This window comes from Paenibacillus sp. FSL P2-0322 (genome assembly GCF_037975315.1).
Classification (GTDB): domain Bacteria; phylum Bacillota; class Bacilli; order Paenibacillales; family Paenibacillaceae; genus Paenibacillus; species Paenibacillus polymyxa_B.
This window is the reverse complement of sequence record NZ_CP150243.1, coordinates 657483-681387: the sequence shown is the minus strand read 5'-3', so window position 1 is coordinate 681387 and position 23905 is coordinate 657483. Positions and strand designations below refer to the sequence as shown.

General features: G+C 44.1%; 25 protein-coding genes. 11 read left to right on the top strand and 14 right to left on the bottom strand.

Annotation, left to right across the window (positions count from 1 at the left end):
• Positions 1–91: 91 nt before the first annotated feature.
• The 3 genes from MKY24_RS03140 to MKY24_RS03130 all read right to left on the bottom strand — a co-directional run bounded on the left by MKY24_RS03140 (position 92) and on the right by MKY24_RS03130 (position 2347).
• The gene (locus tag MKY24_RS03140) at positions 92–775 is read right to left on the bottom strand and encodes a metal-dependent hydrolase (RefSeq protein ID WP_339201397.1); all 684 of its coding nucleotides are present in this window, start codon (positions 773–775) and stop codon (positions 92–94) included.
• 503 nt (positions 776–1278) lie between these two features.
• Positions 1279–1914 (bottom strand): FMN-dependent NADH-azoreductase, encoded by a 636-nt coding sequence (locus MKY24_RS03135; protein WP_339201395.1) that lies wholly within the window; start codon positions 1912–1914, stop codon positions 1279–1281.
• Positions 1915–1963: 49 nt separating this feature from the next.
• Positions 1964–2347, bottom strand: coding sequence for a tautomerase family protein (locus MKY24_RS03130; protein ID WP_023986848.1), 384 nt, complete (start codon positions 2345–2347; stop codon positions 1964–1966).
• Between the two features lie 132 nt (positions 2348–2479).
• Here MKY24_RS03130 and MKY24_RS03125 point away from each other — a divergent pair, with 132 nt between their 5' ends.
• Positions 2480–5008 (top strand): helix-turn-helix domain-containing protein, encoded by a 2529-nt coding sequence (locus tag MKY24_RS03125; RefSeq protein WP_339201394.1) that lies wholly within the window; start codon positions 2480–2482, stop codon positions 5006–5008.
• 1308 nt (positions 5009–6316) lie between these two features.
• Here the strand turns inward: MKY24_RS03125 and MKY24_RS03120 are convergent.
• Entirely contained in the window at positions 6317–7210 is an 894-nt protein-coding gene (locus MKY24_RS03120) for a LysR family transcriptional regulator (RefSeq protein ID WP_023986846.1), read from the bottom strand.
• Positions 7211–7416: 206 nt separating this feature from the next.
• On the opposite strand from MKY24_RS03120, the gene MKY24_RS03115 reads away from it, so the two are divergent.
• From MKY24_RS03115 to MKY24_RS03105, 3 genes are read left to right on the top strand one after another with little or no spacing between them, the layout of a single operon-like run.
• On the top strand, positions 7417–8268 hold the full coding sequence (locus tag MKY24_RS03115) for an MBL fold metallo-hydrolase (RefSeq protein WP_339201392.1): 852 nt from the start codon (positions 7417–7419) through the stop codon (positions 8266–8268).
• Between the two features lie 55 nt (positions 8269–8323).
• Positions 8324–8803 carry a GNAT family N-acetyltransferase gene (locus MKY24_RS03110; RefSeq protein ID WP_028541114.1) on the top strand — a complete coding sequence of 160 codons (480 nt, stop codon included), beginning with the start codon at positions 8324–8326 and terminating at the stop codon, positions 8801–8803.
• 53 nt (positions 8804–8856) lie between these two features.
• Positions 8857–10134, top strand: a complete 1278-nt coding sequence (locus MKY24_RS03105) for an MFS transporter (RefSeq protein WP_028541115.1) — start codon at positions 8857–8859, stop codon at positions 10132–10134.
• 260 nt (positions 10135–10394) lie between these two features.
• On the opposite strand, the gene MKY24_RS03100 is transcribed toward MKY24_RS03105, so the two are convergent.
• From MKY24_RS03100 to MKY24_RS03070, 7 genes are all read right to left on the bottom strand, one after another.
• On the bottom strand, positions 10395–10712 hold the full coding sequence (locus MKY24_RS03100) for a recombinase family protein (protein ID WP_339201390.1): 318 nt from the start codon (positions 10710–10712) through the stop codon (positions 10395–10397).
• The gene (locus MKY24_RS03095; protein ID WP_158451739.1) at positions 10661–10798 is read right to left on the bottom strand and encodes a hypothetical protein; all 138 of its coding nucleotides are present in this window, start codon (positions 10796–10798) and stop codon (positions 10661–10663) included. The genes MKY24_RS03100 and MKY24_RS03095 overlap by 52 nt, the downstream gene beginning before the upstream one ends.
• A gap of 333 nt (positions 10799–11131) precedes the next feature.
• A complete protein-coding gene (locus MKY24_RS03090; RefSeq protein ID WP_069079840.1) occupies positions 11132–12451 on the bottom strand; it encodes an ABC transporter permease in 1320 nt (439 codons plus the stop codon).
• Positions 12444–13346 (bottom strand): ATP-binding cassette domain-containing protein, encoded by a 903-nt coding sequence (locus MKY24_RS03085; protein WP_068941272.1) that lies wholly within the window; start codon positions 13344–13346, stop codon positions 12444–12446. The genes MKY24_RS03090 and MKY24_RS03085 overlap by 8 nt, the downstream gene beginning before the upstream one ends.
• Before the next feature lie 2 nt (positions 13347–13348).
• Positions 13349–14284 (bottom strand): ABC transporter ATP-binding protein, encoded by a 936-nt coding sequence (locus MKY24_RS03080; RefSeq protein WP_081376928.1) that lies wholly within the window; start codon positions 14282–14284, stop codon positions 13349–13351.
• A 41-nt stretch (positions 14285–14325) separates the two neighbouring features.
• Positions 14326–14727: a GntR family transcriptional regulator gene (locus MKY24_RS03075; RefSeq protein ID WP_023986839.1), complete on the bottom strand. Its 402-nt coding sequence runs from the start codon at positions 14725–14727 to the stop codon at positions 14326–14328.
• Between the two features lie 41 nt (positions 14728–14768).
• Positions 14769–15488, bottom strand: coding sequence for a hypothetical protein (locus MKY24_RS03070; protein WP_053324551.1), 720 nt, complete (start codon positions 15486–15488; stop codon positions 14769–14771).
• Positions 15489–15723: 235 nt separating this feature from the next.
• Here MKY24_RS03070 and MKY24_RS03065 point away from each other — a divergent pair, with 235 nt between their 5' ends.
• Positions 15724–15951, top strand: a complete 228-nt coding sequence (locus MKY24_RS03065; protein WP_028541118.1) for a DUF1858 domain-containing protein — start codon at positions 15724–15726, stop codon at positions 15949–15951.
• A gap of 14 nt (positions 15952–15965) precedes the next feature.
• Positions 15966–17225, top strand: coding sequence for a DUF438 domain-containing protein (locus tag MKY24_RS03060; RefSeq protein WP_075153692.1), 1260 nt, complete (start codon positions 15966–15968; stop codon positions 17223–17225).
• Here MKY24_RS03060 and MKY24_RS03055 read toward each other — a convergent pair.
• Positions 17214–17726 carry a GNAT family N-acetyltransferase gene (locus MKY24_RS03055; protein WP_075153691.1) on the bottom strand — a complete coding sequence of 171 codons (513 nt, stop codon included), beginning with the start codon at positions 17724–17726 and terminating at the stop codon, positions 17214–17216. The two genes, MKY24_RS03060 and MKY24_RS03055, sit on opposite strands and share 12 nt — an antisense overlap.
• Before the next feature lie 147 nt (positions 17727–17873).
• Between MKY24_RS03055 and MKY24_RS03050 the strand changes: the two genes are divergently transcribed.
• The gene (locus MKY24_RS03050) at positions 17874–19160 is read left to right on the top strand and encodes a hypothetical protein (protein WP_069079839.1); all 1287 of its coding nucleotides are present in this window, start codon (positions 17874–17876) and stop codon (positions 19158–19160) included.
• 66 nt (positions 19161–19226) lie between these two features.
• On the opposite strand, the gene map is transcribed toward MKY24_RS03050, so the two are convergent.
• Together map and MKY24_RS03040 are read right to left on the bottom strand one after the other, a co-directional pair.
• Positions 19227–20009 carry a type I methionyl aminopeptidase gene (map, locus tag MKY24_RS03045; RefSeq protein WP_081327425.1) on the bottom strand — a complete coding sequence of 261 codons (783 nt, stop codon included), beginning with the start codon at positions 20007–20009 and terminating at the stop codon, positions 19227–19229.
• A gap of 105 nt (positions 20010–20114) precedes the next feature.
• Positions 20115–20303 carry a hypothetical protein gene (locus MKY24_RS03040; protein ID WP_007428354.1) on the bottom strand — a complete coding sequence of 63 codons (189 nt, stop codon included), beginning with the start codon at positions 20301–20303 and terminating at the stop codon, positions 20115–20117.
• Positions 20304–20669: 366 nt separating this feature from the next.
• On the opposite strand from MKY24_RS03040, the gene MKY24_RS03035 reads away from it, so the two are divergent.
• The 4 genes from MKY24_RS03035 to MKY24_RS03020 all read left to right on the top strand — a co-directional run bounded on the left by MKY24_RS03035 (position 20670) and on the right by MKY24_RS03020 (position 23902).
• Complete coding sequence (locus MKY24_RS03035) at positions 20670–21707, top strand: serine hydrolase (protein ID WP_069079838.1); 1038 nt, start codon at positions 20670–20672, stop codon at positions 21705–21707.
• Between the two features lie 43 nt (positions 21708–21750).
• The gene (locus MKY24_RS03030; RefSeq protein ID WP_068941260.1) at positions 21751–22902 is read left to right on the top strand and encodes a glycosyltransferase; all 1152 of its coding nucleotides are present in this window, start codon (positions 21751–21753) and stop codon (positions 22900–22902) included.
• A 31-nt stretch (positions 22903–22933) separates the two neighbouring features.
• Positions 22934–23215 carry a hypothetical protein gene (locus tag MKY24_RS03025; protein WP_023986830.1) on the top strand — a complete coding sequence of 94 codons (282 nt, stop codon included), beginning with the start codon at positions 22934–22936 and terminating at the stop codon, positions 23213–23215.
• 348 nt (positions 23216–23563) lie between these two features.
• Entirely contained in the window at positions 23564–23902 is a 339-nt protein-coding gene (locus tag MKY24_RS03020) for a DUF4870 domain-containing protein (RefSeq protein ID WP_023986829.1), read from the top strand.
• Positions 23903–23905 lie beyond the last annotated feature (3 nt).

Sequence of the window (23905 nt, the reverse complement as noted above, 5' to 3'; positions counted from 1 at the left end):
CAAAAATATCTCTTGATAATCGTATAAGATGGACTTCTTTGTTTTCTTGTTTTCGGCCGATTATTTCGTGATAAAGTCAAAATGATCAGCGTTAAAGTTCAATTCCCTCACCAGCTTCAAGAACTACCCCTATCCCGGTCGGCAGTAACGAAACAAAGAAATGGGGGTCTTGCTTAATGAACGGAAACGTGTTGAAATGGATCGGTACAACCTGTTTGGCCTGAAGCCATTCTGTAGCCACTGCGGCGTCTTCTGGACCCATAGTGTGATTGTCCCCGATGGGTAGAAAAGCCAGGTCAATTGCATTGCGTTCTCCAATCACCTTCATATCGTAAAACAGGCCTGTGTCCCCGGCATGAAACAGCGTTTTGCCTTCGGCGGAAAACAGTATTCCCGTGGGCATCCCCGTATAGATAATTGTTTTTGTTTCTTTGTATACATGACTTGAACTATGAAAAGCTTGTGTCAATTTCACTTTCCCAAAGTCAAATGTATACGCTCCGCCGATGCTCATTGCATGTGTACGTACGCCTTCCCATCCGAGCAGGTCCGCCAGTTCTGCCGAAGCAATAACCAGCGCGTTGTTACGTTTGGCAATCTCTACGGTATCTCCCACATGATCGCCGTGCCCATGGGTTAACAGAATCACATCCGTCTTTACCGTGGATGCATCCAGGTCCGTATTGGCGTTCCCTGTAATAAACGGATCGATCAGAATGATTTTCCCGAGGGTCTCAATTTTTACAACAGAATGTCCATGATAGGTTACCTTCATTATGCTTCCTCCTTGAATTCATTGATTGTTGCCGGGTTTTCTGCGGGTGAAGATCATATAACACGCAACTGCAACCATGTTAGATAACACAATAATTAGGACCATGGGTATGGCCGATTTACCCCCACCGAGGCCGGTCAAAGGTGCCGCTTGTACATAGTTTTGCATCGCAAGGGAGAAACCGGTTGTGGTTACGATACCGACGCTGGAAACGGTGAAAAATAGAGGGGTGCAAACGGCATACAGTCTCCCACCACTGATCAGCACAATGAATAAGATTAAACCACTCACAGTTGCCAGCGTAATTTCGCTTATAAACAGAGTTTGCCCGCTAATGCTCACTGACAGTCGCCCTGTAATCTGACCTGGAATGATTAGTCCCAGTCCGTTCAGGGCAAACAGTATGCTGAATAGCTGCGGAGACGTACCGAACAGATTTTGAATGACAAACGTGAGCCGGAGATGTATGCAAACATGTTTTACGATACATGCTTCATCATTGCTTAGAAGTTTTGCGCTGCTGTACGTGCTTGTCCAATGGCTTCGGCTTTGATCTGAGGCGCACGCTCTCCTGCTGAAGATATACCCTCGATGTATAGATGATCCACGTCAGTAATTCCCACAAAATTCAGTACGGTTCTCAGGTGACGGCTGCCGTTCTCCCGATCAGCGACAGGACCTGCGGAGTACACGCCGCCACTAGCTTGGATGTGGAATGCTTTTTTGTTTTTGAGCAGGCCGACCGGGCCGTTTTCGGTGTATTTGAATGTTTTAGCTCTGACACAGAAGGAATCAATGTATGCTTTCATCACCGGAGGATATGAGAAATTCCACATCGGTGTCACGAACACATATTTGTCTGCGGTCACGAACTCCTCCAGAAGTTCATTTAACTGAGTTACTTTTTGCTGCTGTTCCACTGTCAGTTGATTGAACGTACCGCCCGTTTGCAGCTTGCCCCACGCTTCCAATACGTCAGCATCAATGTACGGAATGTTGCGTCGATACAGATCCACATGAATAACCTCATCCTGTGGGTGGCTTTCGCGATAAGCTTGTACAAATTGTTCGCCGGCAGCAAGGCTGTAGGATGCTTCCGGGTTACCAGGGTGAGCAGTAATATATAATAATGTTGACATGGTTATGACTTCCTTTCTTATATAAACGAAATTTATAATGGGTAATGAGTTAGGCGAGGAATGGACCAAGACCATTGCCATACGACCAGTTTTCTTTCGTAACCTCAATAAGATTGATGAATACATCCTCTTTACGAATACCAATCTTCTGATGCAACTGCTCGGCAAGTGCCGCGTAAAAATCTTTTTTCACTTCATCAGAACGACCGATGTTCAAAGTGATTTGAATGATAAGAAATCCATCACTTCTTTCAATGTCGAGACACGTTGGATCAAAACTCAAATTTTCGCGATCCAGTTCTTCAATAATCAAAAACCGATCGTTTGCAGGTACATGCAGTTTATCCACGACAGTTTGCAAGACAACTTCCCCGATCTGCGTTTTCTCTTTACTCGGACGACCCTTCAGTGTAACAATGCGAGTTAAAGGCATCAGTGTTACCTCCTTGTTTTGTTTATGTTGATATGGATTATTTTATCTGCTACAATCCAGAGCACGAATGTACATAAGTTCGTGTTTGTTCGTGTGTTCAAGTTGCTCAAACTATGAAATTCAGGTGATTGAATGGATGACAGTAAATACGCAAAAGATTGGCCCCATGAATGGATCAAAAAAATTCGTACGAGACCTTCCAGACAAGAGACGTCAAAAAAGATGCGGCAAGTGGATCTGGCGAAGCGGGTTGGTGTTGATCCAAGGACGGTACAGCAATGGGAAAGTGGAGATCGTCTACCCAGCATCGGAAACCTCAAGCAGATTATTCAGGTTTTTTGGGAAGAAGGGTTGTTTCTGAAGGGAGATCCTCGCCAGGAAGCTGAACAGCTTTGGATGGCTGTAAAGCGTTTATCGGAAGCGCGTTCAGCCACGAGACGCGAGTTTGAGGATTTTGATAAGGCCTGGTTTGATACGCTGATGACAACCAAAGCTATACAGCCGGAGACAGGCAAAGAAAAGCGAGGTACCGCGGTCACGGCACCAGCCCGATTACGGAAGATGCCATCCACCTTTGTTGGACGACATCAATCCAGAGATGCCTTGGCGGAGCAGTTAACTCACCACGCGCTAGTTTCCATCATTGGATCTGGTGGAATCGGCAAAACGTCCCTTGCTGTCGAACTGGCTTCGACGCTTACGGAACGTTTTCCGCAAGGCATCTGGATGTTTGAATTTGGTGCAATCAGTGAAGCGCATGACGTGGGTCCGTTTCTTTTATCCACGCTGGGGCTGTCAAACCAAGGGAGCCAGCCCGATGTACAAGTTGTACTGGAAACGGCAATCAACCGTAATATGCTATTTATTTTCGATAATTGTGAGCATCTCATTGATGTCATCGCCACGGTGGCCGAGTCTCTTCTGGCAGAGGCACCAGAGTTATCCATTTTGGCGACCAGTCGAGAGCCACTTAACATTGCAGAAGAGTATGTTTACCGAATCCCTCCGCTTTCTTTTCCCGTGGATGAAGTCACACTGGATGAACTTTCCGAAACGGAATTGATAAACTATGAATCCGTACAACTGTTCCTGGAACGAGCCAGCATTCAGGCTCCCCATTTTGCGGTCTCCCTTCCCCATCTGAAACGGATTGCTTCGATATGCAAGAAAATTGGGGGCATCCCGTTAGCGATTGAGCTTGCTGTGGCACGAATGAATATGCTGACCCTGGAACAGATTGAAGAACGTCTGACGAATCAGCTGACCCTGCTGACCGTAGGCAAACGAACAGCCACGCCCCGGCACCAAACGTTACGTTCAACAATTGACTGGAGCTATAATCTACTTACGGGCAGGGAACGTCTTTTATTAAGACGGCTTAGTGTATTCGAAGGAGGTTTCACACTGGAGGCGGTGGAAGGAATCTGCATCTGTGAACCAGACATACCCGATCGGGAAGACCGCATAACTGTGGTAGACGTGGTTGATCTCTTGTCGAGCCTAGTTAACAAGTCTCTAGTCTCCACACAAATCAGCTCGCACTATGGCTCCATTCGCTATTTTCTGCTGGAGGCCATCAAGGAATATGCGAGTGACAAGTTCCGTGAAGAATCCGATGATCGCAAGCGAGATGCTCTCTATGAGCGTCATGTGAGGTATTACATGAAGTACCTTCTACAGGCTGAATCCCAATTTCGGAGCATTGAACGTGAGTCCTGCATCGAGGCGGTAAGACGGGAATATGCCAATCTGCGTTCTGCACTTCAATGGTCTTATTCAAGTGTTCAGGTCCGTCCTAGTGGTCTTCATATGGCAGCGCATCTGTATTGGTTCTGGCTTCACGAAGGCAGGTTGAAAGATGGGTTGTTTTGGTTGGAGAGATTTCTGTACACGGAAGAAGAAAGCCATGCCTTTCGTGCGGATTCAGCCAAAGCGTGGCATGGATTGAGTATTATTCAATTTATACAGGGCCATACAAAAACAGCTATGGAAGCAGCGACACGAAGTGTGGAAATTGCCCGTGAACAACAAGAGATTTCCCTGTTAGCCTCATCCCTGCGTTTGCTCGCTTTTCTCCACATTAAGCAGAATTGTATCGAGGAAGCGGAAACGGTTGTACAGCAGAGTGCAGACTTGGCGAGAAGCGCTCATGACTCATGGAATCTTGCCTCTTCTCTGCATGCATACGGCAAAATACGGCTGGAACAGCACCGATACAATGATGCTTCCGTATTGCTGAGAGAAAGTGTACATCTCTTTGAAACGGTACAGGATCAGTGGGAAGTGTCCGGTCCCTATGAATGTCTTGGGTATACCGCTTTGAAACTCGGGAAGCTGGATCAATCAATCGAATATTTCAAGAAATGCATTGCCGCAAGCCAAATATATCGAGGGTCCTGGGTTCTCTCCCGAGGAATTGAGGGGTTAGGGATTACCTTATGCGCTCAGGGAGCGCTGACCGATGCAGCGATCCTTCTTGGAGCAGCCGAGAAAGGTCGTCAAGCCTATGATGAGGGTAGCATACCCAATTTTCCTGACGAACATCGTAAGAGTGTAAGCGCCATTCAGCAGGGTTTGCAGGAACAGGAATGGTATAGATGGTGGAACAAAGGGAAAGAGATGACCCAAGCTCAAGCGCTTGCCTACGCTTTGGAGATATAGAGGGTTGCCAATCGAATGAATAGATAAACTAGACGAACCATACGCTGTCCCCCTTGAACTACAAAGTGATGAAATTCATTTGCTTGTGGCCAAAGGGATTTTTTGATAACAACAAAAGTCGCCATAACACAACATTAAGCAAAACGAGCATACCTATGTTGTGTTGAAAAAGATTCTGTTTCCGCAAGTCAGGTAACCAGAACTGATCCAGGTCGGAATCACTGAAGGTGCACCCTAGCTAACAGTTTTTTCAGAAGTACAGACGGGTCATTACCTCGCACTAAAATTGTTAATAATCCTGATTCACTGGAAAATAAAGCATTAAAGATATAAACTTCGAATAATCTTTTTTCTTGAGCCCTCTCATATGATGAAAGTAATTCAATTTGCGCCTTGGAAACCACGTTGAACCAGAATAACGAGTGCACAGCAGAACTATGGTTACGATACCAACAAAAACCGGACTTTTCACTGGTTTACTTTACGGGCTGTGACAGCTTCGCTGGTACTACCCCGACCTACAATATACGCCTCCTCAGCCAGAGAGCAAGAAGCAGCTTGTCGCCAAGCTGGAGGAAGCAAGGCGCCACATGCATGAGATTGGGGCGTCGCTGCAGAACATAGACCCAGAGCGGCTGGACGCTCTCTTACAAACTGCAGTGTTATTTGGCTAACGGGACACGATGTTGAATGTTGACCACAACAGCGGCCAGTCTAGGATTTTATTTTCGCTTCCTTATCTGCCGCTGTTGCATTTGTCGGATCAGTCGAAAAACATATTTCTCAAAAGCTGACGACCTTTGAAATGGACAATCGCGTAAAATCAGCAACTCCAGTCTACAACTTTATTTTCTTCGAACATCAATTATGATAATTTTCTCGTTTAATCTAAAAATTTTCTTATTTAATATGACACCACTTTCTTCGAACAATAAAGTTGTGTACTAGCGAGTCAACTACAATTATTTCCCCCTGTGCGGTATACAATAAAGTTGTGTGCCCGTCTTTACCTTTTCTAATATTTCTTTACGGGGTAACGTCAGGAAAATGCGGAATTACAACGTTAAGGAAATCCTCATATTAAAAGCCTGATTTTTCGATAAATTCTGGGAAATAAGACTTTTTTCGTTACTCCATTACAGCGCCCGTTTCAAGAAAAACCGTTTATGGTTTAGCTATAGGTATTAAGATTTCAAAATGAGGGTCGCTTGAGTCTGAATCATTTGCCTATTTTTCATGCTTTAAGCTGCTATTATGGAGGAGAAAATGTAACTAAGGCCTCCGGTTGCCTTAACAAATAATTTCCTCTCATGACCAGTCTCTTGTGTGTTTCAATGTAATATCGATAAACTTTGATAGAGCGGGGGAAATCCACTTGTTTTTATGATAAACAACTTGGGCTGAGATCTGTTTAAGATCACCTTTGCAAGGAATAACCTTTAACCTTCCATCCTTGATTTCATTATTTACAGTTATTAATGGTAAACAAGCAATACCCAGCCCACTCATTACGCAACGTTTTATCGCCTCAATACTCCAAAGTTCCATCGTGTTGGAAAGTAAGATTCCTCTTTCTCGAAGATATTCTTCAAACATGGTTCGATAACTGCATTCTTTCTCATTCGTGATCAAACACTCGTTTAACTTTTGGTTTTCATAGCTTTGATCTAAAACATTCAGCGGGTTGTCATGACTTCCAACAAGGACAATAGGCTCGTCCAATAAAGAATGTACGATTAAATCTGAATCCTGAAACGTTGGCATCATAAGAAATGCAATATCTGCACTACCATTAAGTATTGCTCTCTTGTTATCTCCGCAAGTAGCGTTACTTAGAATGATGCTTACATGGGGAAACTTATTTCTATATTCTCTTAATATAGGTTCAAGTCGATAAACCGTTAAAGATTCAGGAGCAGCAATCCTTAACTCGCCTCTTATTTCATCACCATCATTTACAATGCTTTCGATTTTCCCGTAAGTATCCAAAATTTCTTGAGTATAGTGCAATAATTTCTTGCCTATATCAGTCAATCTTACCTTTCGACCCATCCGATCAAATAGAGGTGCACCCAAATGTTCTTCAAGTGCTTGAATATGAGAAGTGACCGTGGATTGAGTGTAACCTAAATGTTCTGCTGCTTGTGTAAAGCTACCAAATTGAATAACTTTTTTAAATGTAATAAAATGACGTATTTCCATCAGTTCACCAACTTTCAATTTAATCTCAATTCTATAGTATCAAAAAAATCAATGGATAACTTCTCGAATTTCAATTTTACTAACAATTAGTTCCGGGTTAATCTTAAGGAAATTTGAAAACAGAAGGATATTATGTGAAAACCATTCTGGACGTACCTTTTAATTAAAGTATTTACAACGCTAAATAGTCAGGGAGGAGAAATGACATGACGGAAGTTAAAATCAAAAAAAATCCCCTAAACTGGGATGTGTTAGTGTCAAAGCGTCAAGGTCTCAGTAGAGATTTACCAGAAGGACAAGATTTGCTGAAGTGGGTGGCAAATACGGTCACGCTTATCTATGGTGAACAAGACGCAGTCCTCATTGATACATTTCTTACTATTAAAGAAAATCAAGCATTGGTAGATTGGGTTGTCAAAAGTGGTAAAAACTTAACCACAATCTATATCACTCATGGTCATGGTGATCATTTCTTTGGTATAAAGATGCTTTTAGATCGTTTCCCTGATGCAAGAGCGATAGCAACTCCAGGTGCTGTCAAAGCCATGCAAGAACAAATATCTCCTGAATCTTTCTGGCATAAACTCTTTCCTGGTGAGATACCTGAGGATCTAGTCGTCGCTCAGGAACTTGAAGGAAGTGAGTTCGAGCTAGAAGGACAAAAACTTATCGTGGTGAATACTGGGTTTACTGATACTGGAGATACAACGTCTCTACACGTCCCATCAATTGATTTAATCGTTTCAGGGGATGCAACTTATAACGACATTCATCTTTACTTGGCTGAAACCACTAACGAAACTCGAATTGAGTGGATAGCTGCGCTCGACAAACTTGAGGTACTAAAACCACGTGCAGTGGTTGCTGGACATAAGAATCCCGAAAATGAAGATAATCCCAAAATTATCGCCGAGACACAAAATTACATCCGAGATTTTAACCGATTGAATGAAATAACGGAAACAGCACAGGAGCTCTACCATAAGATGTTAGAACTCTATCCAAATAGAGCTAATCCAGGTGCACTTTGGGGAGCAGCAAAAGCAGCGAAATCTTAATAAAAGGTATATATAATAGCATTCTTTTAATAAACACGGTTGGAGGAGTTAATAAATGATTACGGTTTACGATGATAGTTATAAAGAAGAAGTCATTAAATTAATATTGCATGTACAGAATGTCGAATATGAAGTGGGTATTAGTCTTAAAGAACAACCGGACATTCTGGACATTCATTCAAATTATATAAATGATGGCGGTAATTTTTGGATAGCGTTAAATGATAACGGAGAGGTCGTAGGTTCAATTGGTTTGCAAAAGAAAAATAAGGAGGTTGCTGTATTAAAGAAATTTTTTGTTTATAAAGACTACCGTGGTAAAGAATTTGGGACAGGAAAAAAGCTTTATGAAGCACTGCTTGATTTTGCTAAGAAACAAGGTTTTTCTAAGATAATTTTAGATACCCCATCTAAAGCCACTAGGTCACACGGTTTCTATAAAAAGGCTGGATTTAAAGAGATTGATAAAGAAGATTTGCCAATTAAATATGATTATCCTGACCGCAATTCAATTATATTTCTATTAGAACTATAACAAAAGGAAAGAAGGTCTTATTTTTATGGAATAGTTAAACGGAGGGTTTGTCTTTGAAGAATAAGATTATATTGTTTTGTTTACTAAGTACTGTATTACTCGGAGTAATGAATAGTTTCTTTTTTAATTTAGCTCTCGTACCAATTGCTAAAGACTTAAATATTTCTATATCTTTTAGCAGTTGGTTTATCTTAGGGTATTCAATTATGGTTACAGTAGGTTCAATAATATACAGTAAGCTTGCTGAAAGCATTCAATTAAAAAAACTATATCTATTTGCTTTAGTTATCTTTGTTCTTTTCTCTATCTTGGGCTTTTTTATGGATCATTTTTATTTACTTGTATTATCTAGAATGGCACAAGGAGTCGGAGGGGCAGCCTTTATTTCACTGACAATGGTTGCAATTATAGATGTACTTGATCGAGCATTATTACCGATAGGTCTTGCTTTTATAAGCTTTGCTATGGCTTTAGGATCAGGTTTAGGACCTTTACTGAGTGGTATTATTCTATCCATAACGGATTGGCACATGTTATTTTTATTTATGAGTTGTGCAATAATTTTTATACCAATTTTATATTTTACTTTTCCAGAAAATAAGGTAGAAAATAAGACTCCATTTGATTGGTTAGGGACGTTTTATTTATTATTATGTATTCTCTTTTTATTATGTGCCTTGAACATTAATTTTCTTTTTATTGTTTTTTGTAGTTTATTTTCCCTAGTATTCATTCGCCATATCAATACCGTTTCTTACCCAATTATTGATAAAAAAATATTTAATAATACAATTTTTGTTAGAATAACTAGTCTTAGTTTTTTGTTATTTTTTTTGCTAGGAGCAAATGTTTTTCTTCTCTCTTATATTTTTTCTTATACTTTTAATCCCATACAGTCTGGAATCCTATTTTTTATAAGTGCTTTAATAGGAGGGTTTGCAAGTATAGGGATTGGGAAGAATATGACTAATAAAAATGTGAAAAAATTCTATAGAATAGGATTATATATTTTTTTCATAGGTTATTTAATTAGTATTTTTAACTCAAAAATAGGCATAGTATACATTTTAACGAGTGTTTGTTGCTTCATTGCCTTTTCTGTTGTACAAGTTGCTTTAAATAATTTATTAGATTTGGAACTGAAAGAATCCAAGAAAATAAGTATTGGTGTTTATAATTTATGCAATTTTATCGGTATGAGTATTGGTGTAGCATTATTTAGTAAATTAGTTATTATATTTAATATAAATATTTGTTTTATTTTTTTATTAGCGACTGTGATTACAAAAGGATTCATGTCAAACAATATTAATACAGCAAAAGGAAACTAGTACTGAGTGAAACTGAAGGGATTTTTCAGACAGATCGGTCATTGGCTGGTTAGTTAATCAGCTTTCCAACATACCCATTTATATTATTCCTTTGGATAGTAAAATAATATTTAACAATGGTAAGGAGATAACTGGATATGAAATATATTCGTTCAATACCTGTAGTTAGTTCCTAAGAGGGGTACGGAAACGATTCGGGGATTGAGAGGCCACATATAAAATAATCCCCAGTTATTATACTCCTTTTTCCTCTATTTCCTTTAAAACGCTGCCTGACTAACCCCTGTAATAGTACAAATTTCCTTTACAGTTTTATCTGTTGTTTTTCGTAATTCAATTGCATGGTTCATTCCTGGGTGTTTATCTGTATTTTTTTTTACCCTTCCTCGATATTTTCCCTTTTGCTTAGCCAATTTTATCCCCGAACGTTGCTTTTCTTTAATCATTTCTCGATCTAGCTCACTGAATACTGCCATAACAGTTAAAAAGAATTTACCAGTAGGTGTTCTTGTATCAATTCCTAAGTTTAAGATAATAAAATGTATGTTTCTTTCACGAAGTTGTTCAACCAGCTGCAACAACTGTCAGTATTTCGATCAAGACCTTCCATTCTAGTCACAACTAAGGTATCATCGGCAGCTATCTTGGAAAGAAGTTCACCCAATTGATGCTTCTGTTTAGAAACACCACTAATTTTCTCCTTTTACAATTTCGTTCACTCCAAATTATTAATCATCACCATTTAAAGTAGAAATGCCTTGATCCATCGGTACTTCTGATGAGTCAAGGCCCCCACTCTGTCCAAAACATATATTAAATAAAATTTCATTTATTAATTACATTTCTCAGCTATAATGGTTACTCACAAAACCACTCTAAGAAGCTAAAAACTAGTCCAATCACTGTTTACTGATGCATAAATATTCATTTCTCACTAATTATGAAAAAAAATTCTCATTAATTCTGACACCACACATCACACATCGACAACAGCTTCTTAAATCTTGTAAGCCTTCATAGCTTTTCTTAACTCTTTGAATGAAGGACGTTTACCATACATTAAGACACCCGTACGGTAGATCTTGGCAGCCAGCCAACCGAACAACAAAATGGAGGCGACCAGAATACCAAGGGACAGCCAGATTTCCAGCAGGCTCGCCCGCTCCAGACCAATCCGCAGCAGCATGACGGTTGGCGAGAAAAATGGGATGTACCCGGCCACTTTTACGAAAATCGTATCAGGTGCGGCGATATTGAAGATACCGATATAAAAGGCTGCCAGTGACAGCACGGTAATCGGCATGATCGCCTGTCCCAACTCCTCGGTACGGCTAACGATGGAGCCCACCGCAGCGAACAATACTGCGTACAGAAAGTAGCCGAGGATGTAGAATACCAGACCATAGCCCAACACCGCGATATTCAGTTGCGACAGATCCAGCCCGGCTGAGCTAAGAATGACATTATTATGCGGCAGCATAAGGTTGGCACATACAACGGCTGCAAAAACAGCAATTTGCAGCAGGCCGACCAGGAAGATGCCGATAATTTTTCCGAACATCTGGGTCAGCGGTGAAACGCTTGTGATAAGAATCTCCATGATACGTGAGCTTTTTTCCGATGTCACCTCTGCAGCAATCATATTTCCCGTCATCATGGAGGAGGTGAAGAATAAAATCATCAGTACATAGACCAAACCATAGTTAATCATAGAGGTTTCTTTTTCCTCTGTCCCCACAGCTCCTCCTGCCTCAGATGGACTGTCTACTTCCCTGCTATCCACCATTACAGGTGTGCTAATTTCACGAATTTGATCGCTGGTCAATGCATTGCCGCCCATAATGGCTTTGACCTTAGCTTCCTGAAGTCCCGTCTGCAACAATGTAATTACAGCAGGAGATGGCTCTTTTTCTACAGAGACGTACTCCACTTTAGGAAACGTGTCTCCCTTGGTGGCAGGCTCCGTGAACTGCACGTAACCTTGCAGCTCCCCGTTTTTCAAGGCTTGCTCCATTGCCGGCGTTTGTACGTTTTCATAACGCACCCAGATGGCTGCCGGGTTGGATTGCTTCTTGGTGAATTGCTCCAGCTGATTCGCCACTTCTATCTGGCTCCCAGCAATCAGTCCCAAGCGATGATGCTCGGCTGCCGTTGTGCCCGAACCTCCTGCCCCATCTCCTTTAAACAATGAAATCAAATACGGCAGATTCATACCAATTGTAATGAGCAAGGCCAGTACCAGCGTTGTAATGATAAAAGATTTGGTTCTCGCCTTCTGACGAAACGTAAAACCGATCACCGTACCCAGTCTATTCATGGGAATCACCCACCTCTCTTATGAAAATCTCGTTCAGCGTAGGTTCCTTGATCTCAAAATGCTCCACATCCGTTTGCTCCAACGCCGTTTGTAAAATCAACTTCGCCGCATCCGGCTGCTCAATATGCAGCATCCAGCCGCGATCCATAGGCTCTGCACGGCGCACGCCGGGCAGCTGCTCCAGTCCGTTCACTTCACCTGTAGTAATGAGACGAACTTTTTCACGTGGGTAACGGCCCTTAATCTCCTGCACACTTCCCTGCACAACTGTATTTGAGCGATGCAAAATCGTAATATGGCGGCATAGTTCCTCCACATGCTCCATGCGGTGGGTCGAGAATAAAATCGCAGCCCCATCATCCCGCAGCTCTTTCACCGTATCCTTAAGCAATTCAACGTTCACCGGATCAAGCCCACTGAAGGCCTCATCCAAAATAAGCAGCGTCGGGCGATGCACTACAGCAGCAATAAAACCCATTTTCTGCTGATTCCCCTTGGATAGCTCCTCAATCCGCTTGTCGTAATATTCCGGCACCCCAAAGCGCTCCAGCCAGTAGCGTAGACTTTTGTCCGCCTCCTTGGCCGACATGCCGCGCAGCCTGCCCAAATAGTTAATTTGCTCGCTCACCTTCACCTTGGGGTACAACCCTCGCTCCTCAGGCAAATAACCCATCGTCCGTTGGAGCTCCTTGCTGTAGGGCTTGCCCTCATATTGAATGTTTCCTCCATCAGGGTAAATCAGGCCGAGCACCATGCGCATCGTTGTCGTTTTGCCTGCTCCATTGCCTCCCAGTAGTCCGTAAATCTCCCCGCCGTTCACATTCAGCGAAATTCCGTTCACCGCCGTGTGGTTCCCATATTGCTTCACGACCTCTTTCAATTGCAGTATGCTCATGATTACTCCGCTCCTTTTTTCTGCGTATATATCTCCACATCTTCTGATAGTTGTCCCGCAGACCAATGTACTAAAATATCATCCAGTTCCAAACGCCGCACACGGATGGGGCGAATGCCCGCTTGTTCCAATATGGCGCTGGTCTCTCCGGCTGCCAACGTTACAATTCGTTGCAATCCGCCTTCGCTCTCCGTCTCTACCACTCCCGGAAGCTCCGATGCCTCCTCTGGCGTGCCTTCAAACCACATTTCCTTGCTATTTTCGAGCAAATGGTCTTTTTCCAGCTTGCCGAGCAGCCTGCCATCATGCATCAGAACAATATAATCCGCCAAACGCTTAATCTCGTCTATAATATGAGTAGCAATAATGACCGTCGTTTTGCCGTTCTCCATACAATCCCGCAGTTCTTCCAGCATGATTTTCCAGGCAAAAGGGTCTAAACCCGACGAAGGCTCATCCAGCAGCAACAAACGGGGGTGAGGCGCCAAGGCTGCAGCCAGCTCAAACTTACGGCGCTCTCCCTTGGACATACGCGATAATTTCGTATGCTGAGGAACCTGAAATCGTTCCATCAGACGCTGAAAACGTGTTTCATCCCAGCCGGGATACCACAAGGCTCGAAAAGCCGCTGCTGCTTCTGCTGTGAGTCGATCTTCCTCACGGGTTGGCTGCTCTGACACATACCCAACCCATTGTCGTGTATCTGCTGGCATGCCGTCTGGATACGCTTGACCGAACCAACGGATTTCACCGGAATCCGGGTGGATAAGCTGAGTCAGCAGGTGAATCAATGTACTTTTGCCCGATCCGTTATGTCCAGCCAAAGCGACTACATATCCCGGTTCAATGGTTAGATTAATCGGTCCAATTTCCCGGTTACCCCGGGTTTTATAGACCTCGCTCATCTCAATAATGGGTGTTTTTATCTGTATCCCCATAGGAACTTCCACATGATGATTTACATCGTTCTTCACGGGCCTCACTCCTTCACTTGGACTTCATACCTTCTCTTCACCATTTCTGCGAAAAGCTCCCACAATTCCTGTTCTGTCATCTGCACAGCGATGCCTGTGTCAATCGCCGTTTCCAACGCCTCAGTCACTGCTTTAAGGCGGTAACCTGAGCGCTTATCGTCCTCAACCAGAGCTACGAAGGTGCCCGTCCCCTGCCGGGTACGAAGCAAGCCCTCGTTCTCCAAATCCTGATAGACCCGCCGGACGGTGATGACGCTGCAGCGGAGCGTCCCTGCAAACTCCCGAATGGAGGGAAGCAGCGTTCCCGCTGCAATCTGTCCGGTTACGATGAGTGAACGAAGTTGCTTTTCAATCTGCGCATACAGTGGTTCCGCGCTATTCTCATCAATTTGCACTGGTATATTCACCTGCTTCTCCCCCCTTTTTATCTATCTTTGTACACATACCGCTAAGTTAAGTCCCGTTTCATAAGCCTACGCTGTGTCACCCTATAGGACACGCACATACCCAGAACTCCTGCCAGCAGCGCTCCCCACATTACCGGAGACAACAGCTGCCATTCCTTGCTATAAAATGCCGTTATCGATACCAGATTGGCCCCACATACTCGAACTATAATCGTAACTATCCCACAAATAAGCATGATGACAATGGATATCCAAAAGTAGGATTTTCCTTTTTTAAGAAATTCTAAATGAATATAAATGGCTTGAATCAGCATTCCGTAGCCTATCCAGGTAAGTGCAAACGATACAAAGAAACCTGTACTCGCATATACCCGAAACGTAGCTGACAACGTAAAAAAGAGAGTGAAAAATATTACACTATTCATAACAAACGCCAAAAGCGCCTGTTGAATTCGACTCATAATCACCGCATTCATCGGTATAGGCAAGGTGCGGAAAAAGGCTAGCATATGCGTATAGGAATCTTCCTGAAGATATTTAAATGCACGACGGTTATAAATGAATCCGAGAAACGGAATCAACACCAGCATGATAAAATCGGCTACTGGACTCAAGTTTCCACGCTCATCCCAATGCACACTTACAGCAAAACTCATGGTAAATCCCAAATACGCAATAAACAGCAATGTCCACAGCATGACATATGGATTGTTGCGAAAATCGTGCCGGGTAATCTTCCATGCCTGTTTGATGATTGTCATTTTCTTATCCTGATCCCTTCTGCACTGCCTGTAATGACGACCTCATTCTCTCTTCATACGAAGTTGTTATTACAGTAATCAGTGTTATTACTGTATATATCCTTATACACAGTATATAAACCATGAATTACAACTGTCAACACCTGAATGTAAATTGTGCGTACAATCACAAAAGCTCGCCAGGACCTATGCTACTCTGTAAATGATAAACGTTCTCAATCAAGGGGATGAACAAATGGATAAGCTACTGCACTGGGATGAGCCGATATTTAACCTTGTTAACCGTCACCCCGAAGTGAAGGACATTATGGTAGAGCTGGGTTTTCACGATATCGCCAAGCCTGGCATGTTACAAACCGCAGGTCGTTTTATGACACTGTCCAAAGGTATTGCATTAAAAAAAGTAGCTATGGAAACCGTGGAACGCACGTTTTTGCAACATGGTTTTACCATTCAAAAATAAAGGAGCTAACGATCATGAGCGAGCTAATTAACAACCGTGAACATACAGCACAGGAATTAACGGAACGCCAACAAACGCTAAAGGAAATTATAAAAGAATTACATGCCGGGAAAAGCGTGGAGGAAGTCAAAGCGCGTTTCGCAGAGGCTGTTGGCGGAGTAAGCGTAGCCGAAATTTCGGCTATGGAGCATGCATTGATGACTGAGGAGGGAATTCCCGTATCGGAAGTGCAGCGTCTTTGTTCCGTGCATACATCGATATTCAAGGGTTCCATTGAGGATATTCACCGTCCTTCAGGACCAGAGGAACAACCGGGACATCCCGTTCATACCTTCAAGCTGGAAAATCGAGAGATCGAACGATTGGTCAACTTCAGGTTGTCATTGCACGCGGACCAATTTCAAAAGGACGACAGCCCCAAAATCATCTACAAGCTACTGGAAGATTTAAGTCTGCTGCTCGATCTCGACAAGCACTATAGCCGCAAAGAAAATCTGGTCTTTCCTTATCTAGAACGCTATGGGATTTTTGGTCCAACTAAAGTTATGTGGGGTGTGGACGACAGCATTCGTGCCGCGATTAAGGAGGCAAAGAGTCTGCTCACCGAATATAACGGAGATCGTGAACAGATTGGGAAGGCACTTGCCCATATCATGAGCGAAGTGAATGAAATGATATTCAAGGAAGAAAATATTTTGCTACCGATGGCACTCAGTAAGCTGACAGAGGATGAGTGGCTGAAAATAGCCCGGGAAAGCGAGGAAATCGGGTTCTGCCTGACCGCTCCCGAACGTGAATGGATACCCGAACGGGCAGAGGAACCTGCAGAAGCCCTTGAGCAAACGGAAGGCACATCCGGAACACCGCAAGGCTTCGTGAGATTCGAGACGGGGATTATATCCGTACAACAATTGGAACTGCTGTTGAATCATCTACCCGTTGACCTGACTTTTATCGATGAAAATGATGTTGTTCGCTATTTTTCCCATGGTAAGGAACGAATCTTCGCGCGCACGAAAGCCGTCATTGGTCGTACCGTACAGAATTGCCACCCACCCCAAAGCGTGCATGTCGTTGAGAAGCTGCTGGAAGATTTTAAAGCAGGCCGCAAGGATGCTGAAGATTTTTGGATTCCAATCAAGGACAAATTTGTCTACATCCGTTATTTTGCCATCCGTGATGCTGAGGGCCACTATCTGGGAACGTTGGAATTTACGCAAAATATCGCACCAATTCGTGCCTTGGAAGGACAAAAGCGTATTCTATCCGAATAGTGTCCAACCGTAAGCCAACATGTTCAGGTTTTTGCCACTCATATTTATAATATGTTGTTCTACTATAAGCTTGGCCCCCAGCTTTTCATAAAAAGTACATGCTGGATTATCTGCTAGCACCCATACGATTACAGAGTGAATATCCATACTATTAAAATGTTGAAGCAGACGTAAAAATAGTCTCTTTCCCAAGCCTAAACTATGGTATTCACTCAAAACGTAAATAGCCGTTATTTCTCCCCCATACGGGGGATATTCACCTGACTTTTCCGGACCCCCACTCACAAATCCGATGATTTCCCCCTTCTCATTTTCAGCAACGTATACCCGATGGCCGTCTTCACTGGATAGATTCGCATTCCACAGTTCTGTTCTTTGCTCATAGGAAAGCTGTTCCAGAACCTGGGCAGGCATTATATCTTTGTACGTCGTCCTCCAGCAATCTACGTGCACCTTGGCGATGCCCTCGGCATCTGATATCGTTGCTTCCCTGATGTTCATGTGAGTTCCACTCCTAGTTTCCAATATTATGCACTCTATTATATCGACGATCCAAATCTTGATCTATAATAAGAATATTCATTGTTTAGTGAAGTTGGATAGGATAACCGTTCACTACACTACTCGTTCATTACTGGAGGATTCGACTTGAATAAAATCGTTTCATTTTATGTGCCGCTTGGCATTTCGTCATTAATTGCTGCACTAACGCATGTCATCGTCAATGCCGTGCTTGCTCGTTCGGAACATCCTTCGTTTACATTAAGCAGCTATGCGGTCGCCGTCAGCCTGTGCCTACTGTTGGAAACTCCGTTAACCGCTGTACGGCAAATGACCACGAAATTCGGTTATGATCGCAAGTCCGTTCATTCTATCGGTATTTTATGTACGTTCGTCGCTGTGGCTGTATTGATCATAGGCTGGAGCATCGGGTTGACGCCCGTAGGCAATCTGGTCTTTCAATATGTATTTGGTGTGTCCCCAGTATTGATCGAACCCACCAAGAACGTATTTCAGGTTCTTACTTTACTATACATATTGGTAGCTGTCCGTAACATATATCAGGGACTTATTATTAACAAGCACCGAACGGCATGGATGACATTCAGCTCGTCCATACGTATTATCGTGATGCTAATTGCTTCCTGGTTTTTGATCCGTGCTGGCTGGACGAATGACGGACGAGTCGGTGCCGCCATTTTTATTGCAGGTATTCTCATAGAGCTGGTCGTTACTTTTTTAGAAGGCCGAGTTCTCAAAAGAAAGCTGCCTCCTGACAACGCGGAGCAAACCATCCATCATGCGAAGCATCTTCTACCTTTTTATCTTCCTTTGCTATATTCGGCGCTGGTGCTGGTTATCCTGAATCCTTCCATCCAAGCTGCGCTGAACAATACAACTGATCCACTTCTGGCCGTGGCATCCTTTTCTGTAGCACTGCAAATCCTAAATCTATTGGTCTGGTTTTGCAGCTCTTTGCATCAAATTGTGATTCAATTTTATACGTCCAAGCGCAGGGAAGTGCTGATATTTTTGAGCTTTTTGTCTATCCTGTCGCCGCTGCTACTCCTGTTACTTTCCTTCGGATTTGCTGGCGATGCTGTGTTACGGAATGTATTGGGATTGGAAGGAGAATTGTTGCTAGAAACCAGAGGATTGCTTCGCATACTGGCTGTCTATGTCGCATTTTATCCTTGGGTGGAATATTTTATTGGAAGGTCAATATTAATCGGTAATACCAAACCTATCTTTATCGGCAGGCTGTTTTCTGTAAGCTTTGCGATTCTCGCGCTTATTCTGTGTATCTGCTTTTTTCCAGGACTGGACGGCAAAGTGGCGGGAATTGTGATGGCTGTTTCCTCCCCTGTCGAGCTGGGGATTTATCTGTTGCTTTACCGAAAAATCTCTACAACCACGATGAATGTGTCATCCTGAAAAAACTTACCTAGAGAGCCTTATGCGAACGCCCCGCACATTGACTCCCTATGGCACAACTCTCTTTTATGAGGTCAAAATATAAGGGCCGTTCTTTGTAATCGCAATCGTGTGCTCGTATTGAGCCCCCCAACTGCCATCTGCTGTGCTGATGGTCCAGCCATCATCCCCCCAGAGCACGGCCCCCTCGGTTCCGAGGGTAAATACCGGCTCAATGGTAATCACCATCCCTTCGCGCAGTGGTAATCCCGTTTTGGGACGACCGTAGTGCAGAACCTCTGGCGGCTCATGCATTTGGCGGCCAATGCCATGCCCGATCAGAGGCTTGACGTTGCCGAACCGCCGCCAGCCTGCCGCTTTTTCCACAGCATGCCCGATATCCCCCAACGTCCTCCCCGGGCGGGCAACCTCGATACCGCGTACCAATGCCCTATGGGTCTGCCGCAACAGTCGTGCTACCGGGCGGCTAATGTTACCTACCGCATAGGTCCATCCTCGGTCAGCCAGCCAACCATCTTTGTTAACCACAATGTCGATGGTCACAATATCCCCATCATGAAGCACCCGCTCCGAGGGAAAACCGTGACATACTACCTCGTTGACCGAAGCGCAGGTGGCATAAGGGAAACCTTTATAGCCCTTTTGTTCAGGCGTGGCTCCACGCTTGCTTAAAAACTGCTCCACCCAAGCATCGATTTCAAGCGTTGTGATTCCCGGAAGAATACGACTTTCCAGCGCACGATGGCAATCTGCCAAAATACGTCCGGCCTCCCTCATGTAGCCGATTTCCTCCGGTGTTCGTATCGCTATCTCTATTGGAATCCGCCTCCTTTGAGCATACAAATTCACTAAACCTATCCCATTGTATGCAGGGCGGACACAAAAAAACCGTCTCCTCTGTGGATAGACGGTTTATAAAAGTCGTATTTCTAGTTTTTCGGGTAATCGAACCCTTTAAGATACTGAAGAATTTATGCGACCGAGTTCGTTTTCCACCACCATGGTCAACTCTTCCTCATACCCTCCTGTAATCCGGTATTTTCGCACATATTCCTTTACAAATTTTTTGGGATCCTTAGGCCGGAAAATTCGAGTCATTTCCCGCAGACTTTCCTTAACTTCATTGTGACCTTTCGTTGCCATGTAACTCCCTCCCAAAACGTTGAAAATAAGTGCTCCGTTGAAGAGAATGCCGAAAAGTATTGATGTCCTTATGCAGTGAAGTAGTATGTCTAATTGCAGCTTAGGTCGGGAACACCTTATACAAGGCATGTACCTGACACTATTATTAACCGATTTTCTTTTGGCTGAATCACTACCCCATTATAACATATTCAGATACAGCTTTCAGCTTTCCAGTAAATTTACATTGATTTTACCTATCTTTTACGCATCATGTCATTTGGGGTACTCAATCAGCTGTTGCACAGGAGGGTATACCTTATTTATCGGTTTTTGGAGTGTATGTGTTTGGGGTAAAATAAATAAACATAACAAGGAGGGAAAAGGATGAGCCGCTATGCTCCGCTGTTCACTGCACCTGTTGCCCGTATGTCTGCCCTGAACATAGGAACTTGTGAAGAGGAGGGCATCAGCGTCTCCCTTCTTGATCAGGCAGACCGTGAAATCCAAGCCAAGTTTCCTAAAATGCACAGTTTCCTGCTGCTGCGCCACGGCAAACTGATCTGGGAACGCTATTATAACGGGCATGAAGTAAGCTCTCTGAACGATTTGCGATCCGCGACCAAAAGCTTCACTTCCACGCTCATCGGCATAGCTATGGCTCGCGGTGATATGCCCGGGCCAGAGACGGCTGTGCATAAGCTGTTGTCTGAGTATTTACCTAGGCGGAAGGAAACACTGCTAGAGCAGATTACGATTCGCCATCTGTTGACCATGACATCCGGCTTGTATTGGCAGACGGGCAAAAAGCTCGGAGAAGCTTTTATCCACCGTTTTCATCGCAGCAAAAGCTGGCCGTCCTTTGCCCTACGTTTACCTGTGCAGGAGGATCAACTCGGTGTATTCCAATATCGTAGTGTTGATTCGCACCTGTTGTCCGTGCTGCTGACCCAATGCTGTGGGATTGACGCCTATACGTACGCTCTCCAGCATCTGTTCGAACCCTTAGGTTTTGGAAGAAGTGGTTGGGCACAAGATCCAGAGGGCTACACCATGGGACACATCGGGCTATATCTGACATCGCGTGACATGGCTAAATTCGGCGATTGCTGCCTTCATCAAGGCAGCTGGAACGGAAAAGAATTGATTCCGGCCGATTGGCTGCATCAGGCGACACAGCGACAGGTTGAAGGCTATCCAGAATTCGGAGATTACGGATTCCAATGGTGGACAGGACGACTCCACGGCATCAACTACGCGTGTGCGCACGGACATGGAGGACAGCAAATTTATCTTGTGCCAGAAGCGAACGCAGTCGTGGTATTTACAGCAGACAGCAAGGTGAGCCGTTGGAAAAATCCGCGAACACTGCTGGAGCGCTACGTTTTGCCAGCCGTATCCTCGCGCAACTTAGAACGTTCCTGATATGAGCTTCATGTGCTTATTGAATATAGGGGGCTAAACAATCATGGAAGTCTCAGCACCAAAAATTCTAATATTATACGCCAGTTACGGGGAAGGCCATGTGCAGGCCGCTCGGGCAATTATGGACAGTTTGCGAAGACTCGGACGCTGCGAGGTACAACTTCTCGACCTGATGGCTGAATCTCATCCCTGGTTGAACGGTCTGACCAAATTTGTATATATGCAAAGCTTCAAAACCATTCCTCAGCTTTACGGCTGGGTCTATAACATCACGCGCGGTATGCAGGCTAAATCGGCCTTCGGCCATGTGTTGCATTCATTCGGAATGCGTCAACTTACGCTCACTCTGAAAAAGGAGTTGCCGGATCTCGTGATACATACGTTCCCGCAGCTCGCGCTCCCGGCGTTACGCCGCAAAATGGGAATGAATTTGCCTATTGTCAACGTGGTTACAGATTTCGATCTGCATGGGCGCTGGCTGCATCCCGATATTGACCGCTACTATGTAGCCACTGAGGATATCCAGCAGGAAGCCGCCCAGCGGGGAATACCTATTGAACGCATTATCGCTACGGGTATTCCGATTCACGCTTCTTTTTATAACATGTCTGCCGACGAAATTCCTGTTCAGGAACAGGTAATTCCATCACTACAGTCTGAGACTACTACGCTACTCATTATGGCTGGCGCCTATGGTGTGCTATCCGGCATACTGGATATCTGTCGGCAATTAAGCCAGCTTCCTCAGTTGCGGCTACTGATCGTCTGCGGACGTAACCAGCAACTGAAAGCAGAAGTGGATGCGCTGTATGCAGACCACCCAAACATTTACACCTATGGATTCGTGGACTTTGTCCCAGCACTTATGCGTGCGAGCAATCTGGTGATTACGAAGCCCGGCGGCATCACACTCTCGGAAAGCATTGCATCCGGTTTACCTATTCTTGTGTTCAAGCCCGTACCCGGTCAGGAGCTAAATAATGCTCTGTATTTGCAGCAAAAAGGAGCTGCCCGTATTGCTCGCACTACGGAGGAGCTGATTCAGCATTGTCTCGACCTGATTTCCACCCCCTCTCTTGCCGAAGAGATGATGCAGGCGATTGAGCTGCTTCGTAAACCTCATCCCGCAGACCAGATTGCCGAGGATATTTTGCATCAGCTTGTGGATAAAAGACCTTCCGTCCGGACAAATTAACGAAGAATAAAGTCAGACGGAGGGGATACCTATGGAACACAAAGGGAAGGATTTGCTCCCACTAACAGGAGAAAAGGTAGAAGTGGATGGTGTTTATATTGATGAGGATGGACATGAGCAGCATTTGCACAGAGGTCAGCATTTTCCCGCTGATGTTGTTCTGGGTACTTCCGAGTGGAAAATGACCGAATACGCCTTTGATAATCATCATGAAGGACGTACTGATGAACGACTTATCCCCAAAGAGGACGATGAGGATAAAAAGGGTAAAATCACACATCCACGCCGTCGTTTACAACGCGGAGATCGCTAAATAAGACAACTTATCCACGGTTAATACCAATCTGTTGATATTTTGTGGACAATCTGTGTGCAAAATGAGCTTAATCGCTATATTGTCTACAGTTTGTGCACAATTTGTGCATAACCAATGCTTATTTTGTGGACAAGTAGTGGCGTATAGTGGATAAAATGCGTACAACATGTGCAAAACCTGTGTATAACCCTGTGAATGACTGAGCGAATCCTTTTCGTTCAGTCTTTTTCGTGTTTTTATACACATTCCCTGATTGAACTTTTTCTGGCGTTTCGGGCATATCTTTAATTCCTGTCCTCATAGCTTGTATAGTACGGATAACTTATAAAGGGGGATTTGCCTGACATGTCAGTCTATAAGTCTTCCACGGGATTGGATGAAAATATAGCAGCTGTCCTGTGCTATCTGTTCGCATTTATTGGCGCACTGGCCTTTGTCATGCTGGAAAAGAAAAGTCGATTTGTATTATTTCACGCGCTGCAATCCATATTTCTGTTTGTCACCCTCATGATCGGGCATGTGCTTGTTGGATTCATTCCGCTGCTCGGTCCTCTGCTCGCTTCCCTGCTAACGCTGGCAGGCCTTGTATTGTGGGTCATCCTGTTAATTCGCGCGGGACAAGGCAAGTGGCTCAAGCTTCCCTGGGTAGGTGATCTGGCTCTTCATCAAGCCCGGCAGTTGTGAAGA